Source organism: Limnohabitans sp. (assembly GCF_017848645.1).
In the GTDB taxonomy this organism is placed as follows: domain Bacteria; phylum Pseudomonadota; class Gammaproteobacteria; order Burkholderiales; family Burkholderiaceae_C; genus Limnohabitans_A.
In genome coordinates, this window is sequence record NZ_JAFEIF010000063.1 from 1 (window position 1) to 13,726 (window position 13,726).

Annotated in this window: 9 protein-coding genes; 6 read left to right on the top strand and 3 right to left on the bottom strand. The window is 63.4% G+C overall.

The window, feature by feature from the left end; genetic code table 11:
- The 4 genes from QZ190_RS13755 to QZ190_RS13770 form a co-directional block, all read left to right on the top strand.
- On the top strand, positions 1–283 hold a 283-nt coding region (locus QZ190_RS13755; RefSeq protein ID WP_291917246.1), incomplete at its 5' end, for an FAD-binding protein.
- A 425-nt stretch (positions 284–708) separates the two neighbouring features.
- Complete coding sequence (locus QZ190_RS13760) at positions 709–2,499, top strand: acyl-CoA dehydrogenase (protein WP_291917248.1); 1,791 nt, start codon at positions 709–711, stop codon at positions 2,497–2,499.
- 32 nt (positions 2,500–2,531) lie between these two features.
- Positions 2,532–3,485 (top strand): nitronate monooxygenase family protein, encoded by a 954-nt coding sequence (locus QZ190_RS13765; protein ID WP_291917250.1) that lies wholly within the window; start codon positions 2,532–2,534, stop codon positions 3,483–3,485.
- Positions 3,486–3,506: 21 nt separating this feature from the next.
- On the top strand, positions 3,507–4,706 hold the full coding sequence (locus tag QZ190_RS13770; RefSeq protein WP_291917252.1) for an acyltransferase family protein: 1,200 nt from the start codon (positions 3,507–3,509) through the stop codon (positions 4,704–4,706).
- Between the two features lie 17 nt (positions 4,707–4,723).
- Here QZ190_RS13770 and cphA (QZ190_RS13775) read toward each other — a convergent pair whose 3' ends face one another.
- Both cphA (QZ190_RS13775) and cphA (QZ190_RS13780) read right to left on the bottom strand, forming a co-directional pair.
- Positions 4,724–7,300 carry a cyanophycin synthetase gene (gene cphA / locus QZ190_RS13775; RefSeq protein WP_291917254.1) on the bottom strand — a complete coding sequence of 859 codons (2,577 nt, stop codon included), beginning with the start codon at positions 7,298–7,300 and terminating at the stop codon, positions 4,724–4,726.
- 42 nt (positions 7,301–7,342) lie between these two features.
- Positions 7,343–9,529 carry a cyanophycin synthetase gene (gene cphA / locus QZ190_RS13780; RefSeq protein WP_291917256.1) on the bottom strand — a complete coding sequence of 729 codons (2,187 nt, stop codon included), beginning with the start codon at positions 9,527–9,529 and terminating at the stop codon, positions 7,343–7,345.
- A gap of 173 nt (positions 9,530–9,702) precedes the next feature.
- On the opposite strand from cphA (QZ190_RS13780), the gene QZ190_RS13785 reads away from it, so the two are divergent.
- The gene (locus QZ190_RS13785; RefSeq protein ID WP_291917258.1) at positions 9,703–12,024 is read left to right on the top strand and encodes an ABC transporter ATP-binding protein; all 2,322 of its coding nucleotides are present in this window, start codon (positions 9,703–9,705) and stop codon (positions 12,022–12,024) included.
- Positions 12,021–12,485, top strand: coding sequence for a DUF1854 domain-containing protein (locus tag QZ190_RS13790; protein WP_291917260.1), 465 nt, complete (start codon positions 12,021–12,023; stop codon positions 12,483–12,485). The genes QZ190_RS13785 and QZ190_RS13790 overlap by 4 nt, the downstream gene beginning before the upstream one ends.
- A 23-nt stretch (positions 12,486–12,508) precedes the next feature.
- Here QZ190_RS13790 and QZ190_RS13795 read toward each other — a convergent pair.
- A partial coding sequence (locus QZ190_RS13795) for an MBL fold metallo-hydrolase (protein ID WP_291917262.1) occupies positions 12,509–13,726 on the bottom strand: 1,218 nt, incomplete at its 5' end.

The following is a 13,726-nucleotide window of genomic DNA, read 5'->3' on the forward strand; positions in this document are numbered from 1 at the left end:
GGCTGACAAGTTGGGTGCAGCGATTGGTGCCAGCCGCGCAGCGGTGGACGCAGGCTACGCCGCCAACGACCTGCAGGTCGGCCAGACCGGCAAGATCGTGGCGCCACAGCTGTATGTCGCTTGCGGCATCTCGGGTGCGATCCAGCACTTGGCAGGCATGAAGGATTCCAAGGTGATCGTGGCGATCAACAAGGACCCTGAAGCCCCCATCTTCAGCGTGGCCGACTTTGGCCTCGAAGCCGATTTGTTTGCGGCTGTGCCTGAGTTGACACAGGCACTTTGATCTTGTGACGGGCCCTGGAGCGCTTTCATGCTGAAACAGGGTCCATTTTTTTTCCGTGCGCCGGGTCCGGTGGCCGGGGCTGGCTCAGAGGCGCTTCGCTTTGCCACATCGCCAGCCCCGGCCACCGAACCCGGCGCACTGCATTGGATGCCGTTTTCATGCTGCGTCAAAAGACAAGCCAAGTTGCGTTGGGTTTTGCTGTTGTGCATGAAAGCCAAAACCGGTCCAGTCAGCCGCAACGCAGCCGCTCAGGCAGAGGCCTGCGGCGGGGCGATGTGGCAAAGCTAAGCGCCTCTGAGCCCCGCCGCAGGCCACTGCCTGAGTGGCGAATCGAGCTCCGCGCCAGGCCTCTTCCCGAGGGGCGTACGAACATTCGCCGCCTGAGTGGCGGATTCAATCTTTCTTTCAACGAACAGAGATAAACCATGAGCTACATCGCCCCCCTCAAGGACATGCTTTTCAACATCGAGCATCTGGCCCGCATTGACCAGATCGCGCAGATTCCCGGTTTTGAAGACGCTGGTTTGGAAACCGCCCAAGCCGTGCTCGAGGAGTGCGCCAAGCTCAACCAGGACGTGATCTCGCCCCTGAACTGGGAAGGCGACAAGAACCCGTCGTTTCACAACGGCAGCGGCGTGACCACCACGCCTGGCTTCAAAGAGGCTTATCAGCAGTACGCCGAAGGCGGTTGGCAAGGCCTGCAGCACCCCGCCGACTTTGGTGGTCAAGGCCTGCCCAAAACCATTGGCGCGGCTTGCGGGGAAATGCTCAACTCGGCCAACATGGCCTTTGCGCTGTGCCCCTTGCTCACCGATGGTGCGATCGAAGCTTTGCTCACCGCAGGATCGGACGAACTCAAAGCCACCTACCTGGAAAAGCTGATCTCCGGACAGTGGACCGGCACCATGAACCTGACCGAGCCGCAAGCCGGCTCCGACCTGGCCGCCGTGCGCACCCGCGCCGAGCCTCAGCCCGATGGCACCTACAAAATTTTCGGCACCAAGATCTACATCACCTACGGTGAGCACGACATGGCCGAAAACATCGTGCACCTGGTGCTGGCCCGTGTGGTGGGCGCACCCGAAGGCGTCAAAGGCATCAGCCTGTTCGTGGTGCCCAAATTCATGGTCAAGGCCGATGGTTCATTGGGCGATCGCAACGACGTGCATTGCGTGAGCATCGAGCACAAGATGGGCATCAAGGCCAGCCCCACTGCCGTGCTGCAGTTTGGCGACAACGGCGGCGGCGTGGGCTTCCTCGTGGGCCAGGAAAACCGTGGCCTCGAATACATGTTCATCATGATGAACGCTGCTCGCTACGCTGTGGGTGTGCAGGGCATCGCGATTGCCGAGCGCTCTTACCAACGTGCCGTGCAGTACGCTCGCGACCGCGTGCAAAGTCGCCCGGTCGACGGCAGCTTGCCCGCTGCTGGCCCCATCATTCATCACCCCGACGTGCGCCGCATGCTGATGACCATGCGCGCCTACACCGAGGGCTGCCGCGCCATGGCGGCAACGGCCGCTGCGGCCTACGACGCCTCGCACCACCACCCCGATGCCGAGGTGCGCAAACAAAACTTGGCGTTTTATGAATTCATGGTGCCGCTGGTCAAGGGCTATAGCACCGAGATGAGCCTGGAAGTCACCAGCTTGGGCGTGCAGGTGCACGGCGGCATGGGCTTCATCGAAGAGACTGGTGCGGCGCAGTACTACCGCGACGCCAAAATTTTGACGATTTACGAAGGCACGACCGCCATCCAGGCCAACGACCTGGTGGGCCGCAAGACCGCCCGCGACGGAGGGCAAACTGCGAAAGCCTTGGCCGCGCAAGTGGCCCAGACCGAAAGCGAATTGACGGCTTCTGGCAACGCCGATGCGCAGGCCGTGGCCCGTCGCCTCAAAGCCGCCCGCGAAGCTTTTGTGGACGTGGTCGAGTTTGTGGCGGGCAACACCAAGGCCCACCCCAACGACGTGTTTGCAGGCAGCGTGCCTTACCTCATGCTGGCGGGCAATTTGATGGCCGGTTGGCAAATGGGCCGCGCCTTGCTGGTGGCCCTTACACCCGAGGCGCAAGCCCAAGACGCCGCTTTCATGGCCGCCAAGGTGACCACCGCGCGTTTTTACGCCGACCACATCCTGTCCAAAGCCCCCGGCATCCGCGACAGCATCGTCGAAGGTGCTGGCAGCGTGACCGCGATGGCACTGGACGCTTTCTGAAATCGATTCCAACAATAATTTGAGGAGACAACATGTCTAAATTGCCCCCCGTTCTGGCGAACCTGCCCTTTCCCGCGATTGCCTCGCCCCTGTTCATCATCAGCAACCCCAAGCTGGTGATTGAGCAGTGCAAGGCCGGCATCGTCGGCTCCATGCCCGCATTGAATGCCCGTCCTGCCGCGCAACTCGAAGAGTGGTTGATCGAGATCACCGAAACCCTGGCCGCTTACAACAAGGCCAACCCTGACAAACCAGCAGCGCCCTTTGCCATCAACCAGATCGTGCACAAGAGCAACGACCGTCTTGAGCACGACATGGCCATGTGTGTGAAATACAAAGTGCCGATCATCATCACCTCACTGGGCGCGCGCGAAGAGATCAATGCCGCCGCCCACAGCTACGGCGGTGTGGTGCTGCACGACATCATCAACAACAAGCACGCGCACAAAGCGATTGAAAAGGGTGCGGACGGCCTGATCGCCGTGGCCGCGGGTGCCGGTGGCCATGCGGGCGTCAAAAGCCCGTTCGCTTTGATCCAGGAAATTCGCCAGTGGTTCGACGGCCCGGTGGCCTTGTCCGGCTCGATCGCCACGGGCGACGCGATCTTGGCGGCCCAAGCCATGGGCGCGGATTTCGCCTACATCGGCTCGGCTTTCATTGCCACGCACGAAGCGCGTGCAGCCGACGCGTACAAACAAGCCATCGTGGACAGCAACTCCGACGACATCGTCTACAGCAACCTGTTCACCGGCGTGCACGGCAACTACCTGGCCCCATCCATTCGTGCGGCGGGCCTGGACCCTGAGAACCTGCCCGAGTCCGACCCCAGCAAGATGAACTTTGGTGGTGACGCCAAAAAAGCCTGGAAAGACATCTGGGGCTGCGGCCAGGGCATTGGCGCGATTCAGTCGGTGCAAAGCACGGCAGAGTTGGTGGCGCAGTTCAAGGCGCAGTACCAAACCGCTCGCGCCCGCCTGGCCCTGTGATGGCAACCGCCTGAGCGGCCCTTGTCCCACACTGCGCAGCGCCCTTCGGGGCGTTCTTTTTTGATCGATGCGATCAAAGCCGCAGGCTGTTTGTTGATCGTGTTGCACCACTTGGCGTTTTACGGACCCATGTCGGATGTGGTGGCCGCAGCCTGGCCCGGGGTGGTGCATTGGCTCTATGACCATGGCCGACTGGCGGTGCAGTTCTTCTTGGTGTGTGCCGGGTTTCTCACGGCAGGCAGTTTGGCGCGGTACGCGACGCTGGACCTGTCCGAGGCCCTGAAGCTGACTTGGCAGCGCTATTTGCGCCTGGTCATTCCCTTGTTGGCTGCACTCAGCTTCACTGTGCTGGTCAGTGAATGGGTGCGGCCCGGTTTTGAGCACGCCAGTCTTTCGGCCCCGCCCGATTGGGGGCAGGCACTGGCGCATGTCGCGCTCCTGCAGCACGTACTGGACCTCGAGGCCTTGTCGGCCGGCATTTGGTATGTGGCGATCGACTTGCAGCTGTATGCGATGGCCTTGGGGTGTCTGGTGCTGCTGAAGGCCTGGCCCCGAGCACAGACTGTGCCTGCGAGCGTTCAAGGAGCGGATGGGGCGCACTGGGGTGATGCGCGGCGCTGGGCGCTTTGGTGGGTGCTGGTCTGTGCCTCTTTGTGGTGGTGGAATCTGGACGCCGATCTGGACGACCTGGGCGTGTATTTCTGGGGTTCTTATGGTGTGGGCCTGCTCGCTTGGGAGGCCCGTCGGCAAGCCGCATGGGCCAGGGGCGGTGCACAAGCCCGATTCTGGATGATGGGGGTCATGCTGGTGCTGGTGGGGAGTGTGGCCTGGTGGCTGGAGCCGCGCTCGCGCATCGCGGTGGCCTGGGGCGTGGCAGCGCTCTTGGTGGCAGTGCCTGAGCTCTGGTTTGGGGGCGAGGCCATCGGGCCCTCACGCTGGAAGGCTGCTGTGCAATGGCTGTCTGGCGTGTCCTATTCGGTGTTCCTGATCCACTTTGGCGTGAGCCTGGCCGTCAATGCCGCTGTCACCGCGTACTGGCCGGATGCGCTGTGGGCCAATGCGCTGGGGATGCTGCTGGCCTTGTTGTTGTCGCTGCTCTTGGGTAGCTGGCTCCATGGGCTGGTCGAGCGGCAGCCGCCGACGGTGTGGCGGTGGTGGTTTTGGGTGGGGGCGTTCAAGGCCAGTGTGGCACTGGCCTTGCTGATGAACCCGATGGTTTGAGCCCCGGCGGGGGGCATTCAGCCCCCTTTGCTGGCGTTGACTTTTTCGTTGATGTAGGCCAAAGCCTCTTCCACCTGGTCGATCAAGATCAGGCACAGATCGCCGGGTGACAGGCGCGACAGGGCGGTGTCGATGGCGTTGAATTCACCCTGAATGTCTTGCACATGGGTGGTGCGCAAGGCGCCTTGCAAGCCTTCGCGCAGCAAGCCAATCACCTCACCGTCTTCGCGCCCACGTTGGCAGGCGTCTTGGTACAGCAGCACCTCGTCGAAGGCCTTGCCCAGAATTTGTGTCTGGTCACGGATGTCCTGATCGCGGCGGTCTCCGGCACCGCTGATGACCACCACGCGCTTGTTCGCAGGCATGTTGTCCACCGCCTGCACCAAGGCGGCGATGGCATCGGGGTTGTGCCCATAGTCGGCGATCAAGGTCGCACCCCGGTAGTCGAACAGGTTGAAGCGGCCAGGCACACCCTGGATGTCGCTGATAAAAGTGGCCAGGCCTTGCGCGATGGCGTCCCAATGCACACCGACAGCCCATGCCGCGCCCACGGCGGCCAGCACGTTCTCGGTCTGAAAACCGATTTGGCCTTGGCGCGTGAGTGGCACTTGGCTGAGCGGGATGCGAAACACCTGTTTGCCCTTTTGGGCCACGATGGCACCGTCTTCCACATAGACCACACGTTTGCCCTGGGCACGGTGCGTGGCCAGCACGGGGTGGTTGGGGTCGAGCGCAAAAAAGGTCACATCGCCCGGGCAGTGCCGGGCCATGGCCACCACGGCCGGGTCGTTGGCATTGAGCACGGCCATGCCCGCTGGGTCCACGTTGAGTACGATCACGCGCTTGAGGACCGACAGGTCTTCCAGTGTGGTGATGTAGTTCAGGCCCAAGTGGTCACCCGCGCCCAGGTTGGTCACCACGGCCACCTGGCAGCGGTCAAAGGCCAGGCCTTCGCGCAGCAGGCCACCCCGGGCGGTCTCGAACACGGCAGCGTCCACATCGGGGTGCATCAGCACATTGCGGGCGCTGCGCGGGCCGCTGCAGTCGCCCGAATCGGTCTGACGGCCATTGACATACACGCCATCGGTGTTGGTCATGCCCACGCGCAGACCCTGCGCTTTGAGCAGGTGCGCGGTCAAGCGCACGGTGGTGGTTTTGCCGTTGGTGCCGGTCACGGCGATCACCGGGATGCGGCCGTTGCCGCCATCCGGAAACATGTGGTCAATGACCGCATTGCCCACGTCCCGGCCTTTGCCAAAGGAGGGGCTGATGTGCATGCGCAGGCCCGGTGCGGCGTTGAGTTCGACAATGCCGCCGTTTTGTTCTTCGAGCGGGCGCGAGAGCGATTCACACACCACGTCCACGCCGCAGATGTCCACGCCCACCATTTGCGCCGCCGCGATCACGCGGGCTTTGACCTCGGGGTGCACTTCGTCGGTCACGTCGGTGGCAGTGCCCCCGGTCGACAGGTTGGCGTTGTTGCGCAGGATGACGCGGCGGCCCTTGGCGGGCACCGACTCGGGCTCCAGGTCTTGCGCGTGCAGGCGGCCGATGGCGATGTCGTCAAAACGGATTTTCGTCAGCGAGGTGGCGTGGCCTTCGCCACGGCGGGGGTCGGCATTGACCTGGTCCACCAGTTGACGCACCGTGTGCTTGCCGTCGCCCACCACCAGCGGCGGCTCGCGCCGAGCAGCAGCCACCAGTTGTTTGCCCACCACCAGCAGGCGGTAGTCGTGGCCGGGCAAAAACTTTTCCACCAGCACGGTGCCATAACGCTCGGCGGTGGCGTAGGCGTTGTCAAAAGCCTGGCGAGCGGTGATGTTGACCGAGACGCCTTTGCCCTGGTTGCCATCCTGTGGCTTGACCACGACGGGCAGGCCGATCTCTTGGGCAATGGCCCAGGCCTCGTCCAAACTCTTGGCCGGGCGACCCATGGGCACGGGCACGCCCGCGGCATGCAACAGACTTTTGGTCAGGTCTTTGTCCTGTGCAATGGATTCGGCAATGGCGCTGGTGGTGTCGGTCTCAGCGGCCTGGATGCGCCGCTGCTGTGCGCCCCAGCCAAACTGCACCAGGCTGCCATCGGTCAGGCGACGGATCGGGATGCCGCGTGCCACAGCCGCGTCCACAATGGCCCCAGTCGAAGGCCCCAGGCGCACGTCTTCGTCGAGTTCGTGCAGTTGCGCAATCGCCCCTTCCAGGTCGAAGCTGGAACCGGCCGAGGCGGCCTGGCACAGCTGCTCGGCCAGGCTCAGTGCCAAACGGCCCACAACTTCCTCGGTGTACTGCACCACCACCTGAAAAACGCCCGGCTCTTCGGTGGGCGTGGTGCGGCTGAAGGACACGGGGCAGCCCGCGTGCGCCTGCAGACTGAGGGTGACTTTTTCCAAGGCGTGGGCCAGCGTGGCCGCTTCGCCTGGGCGCTGTCCGTCAAAAGGTCCGACTTCGGGGAATATGCGCCGCAGCTGCTGCTCAACCGGGTGCTGCGCCGACAGGCCACTGTCTTGCGAGGTGCAGCTGACGATGGCTTCGATGGCGGTGTGGCGGCTCCACAGATTGGGGCCACGCAAAGCGCGAATGCGGGAGACTTGCATGAAGGGTATTTCCAGGGGGTAAGGTGGCGAGGTGGGCCTGCTTCAGGCGGTGGGCAAGCTGCCGTAGCTTTTGATCCCGGCACGGATCAGGTCGGTGCCAATGTCCAGGGCCCAGGCCGCGCAAGCGGCCACCAGCATGTCGTGGGTGTTCAGGCTGCCAGCTTTCAAAAGCCGTGCCACGGCGGGGCGTTGGCTTGACAGCACCAGGTGCTCTTTGGGGCCCTGGGCCAGCACCAGCTGGCCTTCGCGCCAAAAACCCACGCGTTGACCTTCGCTGCGGTGCGCTTGCAGGCGGGCGTTGTGTTCATCGTCGGCGTACAGCAGCACGCTGCCGTCGCAATGCTTGGCCAGTGCCGCGACTTCGGGTTCGGCGGCGTTGAGCACGGCCGTGCCCTCGGGCAGCACCACATCGATTTGGGTGCGAATGTAGCCCGGCATTTTTTCGTCCCCGCCTGGGTACAGATCGTCCAGGCCGGTGGCGCGGGGCATGCGGGTGACGATGCCAATCTGGCAGCGGTCATAGGGCAGCCCTTGGGCCAGCAGGTGGCGGGCATCGCTTTCGAACACGGCCGCTTGCACGCCCCGGTTGATCAGCAAACGCTGCGCCTGCGCCCAATCCATGCCGTCCTGCGTGGGCAGCTGGCGTTGGTTCAAGAACAAGCCGTTGGCGCACGACAGCCCTGTGTGCAGGCCCTTGAGGTGCAGCAACCAGGCCAGCAATTGCGCTGCCCGGGTCGTGTCGCCATCGCCCATCAGGCCCACCACTGGAATGCGGCCGTTGTCTTCGGGTTTGAACAGGTGGTTGGCAATCGCCTGGCCCACCGGGCGCGGCTGGCCTGTGGCGGGTTTGAGGTGCATCAGCAGGCCTGGGCCGGCATTGACTTCGACCACCGCGCCGCCTTGTGGCCCCAGTGGCTTGGCAATGTCTTGCGCCACCAGGTCCACCCCGGCGATGTCCAGGCCCACCACGCGGGCGGCCAGCACCGCTTGTGCGGCCACGTCGGGGTGCACCAGGTCGGTCACGTCCATCGACATGTTGCCGGTGCGCATGATGAGCACGCTGCGGCCCGCCTCGGGCACGCTGTCGGCGCTCAGCCCTTGACGCTTGAGCTCCAGCACCGAGGTGGTGTGCTCGTCCAGGCGGATGGTGTCCAGCGGAAAGTCTTCTTCCTCGCCGCGGCGAGGGTCGGAGTTGATCTGCAGCTCGATCAGCGCTTGCACCGTGTGCACGCCATCGCCCACCACGCTGGCGGTCTCGCCTTTGTTGGCCGCTACCACTTGGTCACCGACCACCAGCAGGCGGTGTTCTTCGCCCAGGATGAAACGCTCGACAATGACTTCGCTGCCTTCGGCCAGGGCGATGCCGTAGGCCGCCTCGATGTCCTCCTGGCGCGACAGCTCCAGCGACACGCCCCGGGCATGGTTGCCATCGGTGGGCTTGACGCAGACCGGCAGGCCAATGTCCTGGGCCGCTGCCCAGGCCGCTTGCGGGCTGTCGACGATCTGGCCTTCGGGCACGGGCACACCGCACATGCTCAGCAGCTGCTTGGTCAGGTCCTTGTCTTTGGAGATGCCTTCGGCAATCGCGCTGGTGCGGTCGGTCTCGGCGGTCCAGATCCGGCGCTGGCGCTGGCCATAGCCGAGCTGGACCAGGTTGCCATCGTTGAGGCGAATGCTCGGGATGCCCCGGTCGGCGGCTGCATCGGTGATGCTGGCGGTGCTGGGGCCAATGCACAGGCTGTCCACCATTTGGGTCAGTTGGGCGATGTGGCTGGCCACGTCAAAGGGCTGGTCTGCGATGGCGGCCAAAATCAAGTCGCGAGCGCTCAGCAGGGCCTGACGGCTCACGGCTTCATGGCGGGTGCGGATGACGACCTTGTAAACCCCCCGAGGACCGGCTTCGCGGGCTTTGCCAAAACCGGTTTGCATGCCGGCGCGGGTTTGCAGCTCCAGCGCCACATGCTCCAGGATGTGGCCGGGCCAAGTGCCTTCTTCCAGCCGCTTCAAAAAGCCGCCGCGCTCGCCCACGCTGCAGCGGTGCTCGACCAGCCCGGGCAGCCAGGCTGCCAGACGCTCGGCGAACCCGGGCAGGGTGTTGGAGGGACAGTCTTCCAGATCGCCGATGTCGATCAAGGCTTCGATCACGGGGCGGTAAGTCCAGATGTTGGGGCCGCGCAGATGGGTCATGCGCAGGAACTGGATGGCGTGGGGAGTGGGGTGTGCGCTCATGCTTGTGGGGTGCAGCGATAGAATCGTTGCTCGATCGCGGGGGTGGCCAGCAGTTGGGCTGGAAGCTCAAGGTTCAACAGGTGCATGGCTTGTGCAGGCGGTTTCAACCGGGTCGATGTGTTTTTTTTTCGTCGCGCCACCGGGGCGCGACGGGTTTTTGGGGTTCAGCCTTCATGTCTTCAGTACTTTCTTCTGCATCTTGGCGTTCGGTTGTGCCGGACGAGTGGCAAGCAGAAGTGCAATCGAGGATGGAACCCGATGAAAACGCATCAGCCTGGGTTTTGGTTGACCTCAATGCGGCACTGAAGTTCCACAAAATCGCCTTGATTTTGACCGATCGGCGTATCCTCACGGCCAGTTTGAGTGAAAAAAAATGGCAAAGCTGGCACTTGTCCGATGGCCAGCGACTGCGCCAGACCGACCACGCCGGGGTTGGGCAGCTCGAGCTCAGTGATGCGCAAGGCCGCTTGGCCGTGTGGCGCTTCACTTTGGGGCTGCAAGAGGCAGTGTTTCGCTGGGTGTCGCAGTTTGAGGCGCAGCAAAGCCACCGTGCCCAAAACCTGAGCGGTGTGCCCGCCGACCTGCAAGGCAAGCCTTTGCAGTCGGCCCATGTGTCGGTGTGTCCGGTGTGCCAAGCGAGCTTGTCTGAAGACGATGACGAGTGCCCCGTCTGCAGCCGCGAAGACCTGAACCCGCCGTCCACCTGGACCTTGCTCAAGCTCTGGCGCTTTGCACGGCCCTACAAGCGTTCTTTGCTGGCGGGCTTTTTGTTGACCCTGGCCTCGACCGCGGCCACCCTGGTGCCACCTTACCTGACCATGCCCCTGATGGACGAGGTGCTGATTCCTTACCAAAACGGGGCCGACATCGATCCGGGTTTGGTGTCCCTGTACCTGCTGGGTTTGTTCGCTTCGGGTTTGCTGGCCTGGGGCCTGGGCTGGGCCAAAACCTACATCCTCGCGCTGGTGTCCGAGCGCATCGGCTCCGATCTGCGCACCACCACCTATGAGCATTTGCTCAAACTGTCGCTGGAGTATTTCGGCGGCCGGCGCACGGGCGATTTGATCGCGCGCATTGGCAGCGAAACCGACCGCATCAACGTGTTTTTGTCGCTGCACCTGCTGGACTTTGCCACCGACGTGCTGATGATTTTGATGACGGCGGTGATCTTGTTTTACATCAACCCCACTTTGGCCTTGGTGACCCTGCTGCCGCTGCCCTTCATTGGCTGGTTGATCCATGTGGTGCGCGAAAAACTGCGCACTGGTTTTGAGAAAATCGACCGTGTCTGGGCCGAGGTCACCAATGTGCTGACCGACACCATCCCCGGCATCCGGGTGGTGAAAGCCTTTGCGCAGGAAGACCGCGAAGCCCAGCGCTTCAAGGAAGCCAATGCGCACAACCTGCAGGTCAACGACCGGCTCAACCGCGTCTGGTCGCTGTTCTCGCCCACGGTGACGCTGATGACCGAAATCGGCTTGCTGGTGGTCTGGGGCTTTGGCATCTGGCTGGTGTCTGACGACCAGATCACCGTCGGTGTGCTGACCGCGTTTTTGGCCTACATCGGGCGCTTTTACAGCCGCCTCGATGGCATGAGCCGCATCGTCTCGAACACCCAAAAAGCGGCCGCTGGGGCCAAGCGGATTTTTGACATCCTCGACCATGTCTCCAGCGTACCCGAGCCGCTCCAGCCCGTGGCTTTGCCGCCTCATGTCCAAGGTCACATCACGCTGCGTGATGCGAGCTTTCGCTACGGCAACCGCGCCGTGATCCGCCAGCTCAACCTCGACATCCAACCCGGCCAAATGATCGGTCTGGTGGGCCACAGCGGATCGGGCAAGAGCACGCTGGTCAATTTGATTTGCCGCTTTTACGACCTGAGCGAGGGGGCGATCGAGCTCGACGGCACCGACATCCGCCAACTCAAGGTGGCCGACTACCGCCGTCAAATTGGGTTGGTGCTGCAAGAGCCGTTTTTGTTCTTCGGCACCATCGCCGACAACATCGCCTACGGCAAGCCCGATGCCACGCGCGAAGAGATCGTGGCCGCAGCCCGCGCCGCGCACGCCCACGAGTTCATTTTGCGCATGCCCCAGGGCTACGATTCGCTGGTGGGCGAGCGCGGGCAGGGCCTGTCGGGTGGTGAGCGCCAGCGCATTTCGATCGCGCGGGCCCTGCTCATCAACCCGCGCATCCTGATCCTGGACGAGGCCACTTCGGCCGTGGACACCGAGACCGAAAAAGAGATCCAAAAAGCGCTGGACAACCTGGTGCGCGGGCGCACGACGATTGCCATCGCGCACCGCTTGTCCACTTTGCGCAAGGCCGACCGCTTGGTGGTCATGGACAAAGGGGTGGTGGTCGAAGAGGGCACACACGACGCGCTCATGGAGGCCCAAGGCGCTTACTGGCGTCTGTACGAAGCGCAGCAGCGCCAGGCCGAGGCCGAGGCGGTGCTGGGCGGCAGCGACGAGGACAAGAAGGTGAGCGCATGAACCCGTTTGATTTGCAACGCGACGCCTTTGGCCGCTGGGTGCTGGTCTTGGCCGACGGCACGCGCCACAGCCCCGTAACCGCCTTGCGCGCCTACCCCGTGTCGGCCCCAGACCAAGGCGTGGCCCTGATGGATGCCGACGGGCATGAGCTGCACTGGGTGCCCGACCTCTCGGCGCTCGCGCCTGCTTTGCAAGCCACGCTGCGCGAGGCGCTGGACGAGCGTGAGTTTTTGCCACAAATCCTGCGCCTGGACACCGTGAGCAGCCTGGTCACGCCCAGCACCTGGTCGGTGCAAACCGACCGGGGTGCCACGCAATTCATGCTCAAAGGCGAAGAAGACATCCGTCGCCTGACCGGTACCGTGCTGCTGATCAACGATGCCAATGGCGTGCAGTACATGATCCGCGACCTGGCGGCCATGGACAAACACTCACGCAAATTGCTGGACCGTTTTCTCTGATCTGCCCAAAAGGGTGAGCGTCTTCAGAGCGGCCAGACCGAGCCCTGCTCGGGCACCAGCGCACGCCATTTGATCTCGTGCTCGATGCGCTGGCGCAGCATGTCAGATGCCTCGCGCTCGCCGTGCACCACGTACACCTGCCCGGGCGCACTGGGCATTTTGTGCAGCCAGCTCAGCAGCTGGTTGGCATCGGCATGGGCCGAGGCCGATTCGATTTGCACCACCTCGGCCCGCACCGTCACATCCTGCGCGTGGATGCGGATGGTGCTGCGGCCACTCGCCAGCGACGCACCGCGCGTGCCCGGGGCCTGGTAACCGGTCAGGATCACCATGTTGCGGTGGTCGCCCGCGTACTGCGCCAGGTGGTGCAAGACGCGCCCGCCTGTGGCCATGCCACTGGCCGCCAGAATCACCATCGGACCGTGCCGCCGCGCCAGTGATTTGGACTGCTCCGGGGTCTCCAGCATGGTGGCCACATGGTCCATGTTGCGCACTTCCTGCGCACTCAGGCGGTGCTCGCCCGGATGACGCTGAAACAAGGCCGTGGTGTGGATGGCCATCGGGCTGTCCAGAAAAATCGGCAAACCTTTGGGTATTTCCCCCGCAGCCTTGAGCTGCGCGATGGTGTGCAGCACGGCCTGCGCCCGCCCCACGGCAAAGACAGGTACCACAGCCACACCGCCGCGAGCGGCCAGTTTTTTCAAAAGCGGCCCGAGTTCTTCGAACAGCTTTTCCTTGGGGTGTTGGCGGTCACCATAGGTGGACTCGATCAACAACGTATCGGCCTGAGGCGGTGGCTCGGGCGGGTTCATCAGTGGGTCGTCGGGGCGGCCCAAATCGCCAGAAAACAGAATGCGCCGCCCGCCCACATCCAGCAGCAAGCTGGCCGCACCCAGGATGTGGCCCGCAGGCTGAAAGCGGGCCTTCCAGCCGCGGATCGGTTCGAACCATTGGCCCTGGTGCTCGGCGTGCAATTGTTTGAGGCAGTGGATGGCTTCTTGCTTGGTGTACAGCGGCAGGGCCGGGGCGTGTTTGGAAAAGCCGTGGCGGTTGGCAAAAAAAGCGTCTTCTTCCTGGATATGTCCGCTGTCGGGCAGCAAGATGCTGGCCAGGTCACATGTTGCTGCAGTGGCATGCACCCGACCGCGAAAACCGTTTTTCACCAGCAAGGGCAAGTACCCGCTGTGGTCCAGGTGTGCATGGGTCAACACCACCGCATCGATGTGCGCCGGGTGGGCGGG

Excerpts from the sequence above, each read along its gene's own strand:
- QZ190_RS13760 (WP_291917248.1), top strand. The coding sequence starts at position 709 with ATGAGCTACATCGCCCCCCTCAAGGACATGCTTTTCAACATCGAGCAT.
- cphA (WP_291917256.1), bottom strand. The coding sequence starts at position 9,529 with ATGAGCGCACACCCCACTCCCCACGCCATCCAGTTCCTGCGCATGACC.
- QZ190_RS13765 (WP_291917250.1), top strand. The coding sequence starts at position 2,532 with ATGTCTAAATTGCCCCCCGTTCTGGCGAACCTGCCCTTTCCCGCGATT.
- QZ190_RS13790 (WP_291917260.1), top strand. The coding sequence starts at position 12,021 with ATGAACCCGTTTGATTTGCAACGCGACGCCTTTGGCCGCTGGGTGCTG.
- QZ190_RS13785 (WP_291917258.1), top strand. The coding sequence starts at position 9,703 with ATGTCTTCAGTACTTTCTTCTGCATCTTGGCGTTCGGTTGTGCCGGAC.
- cphA (WP_291917254.1), bottom strand. The coding sequence starts at position 7,300 with ATGCAAGTCTCCCGCATTCGCGCTTTGCGTGGCCCCAATCTGTGGAGC.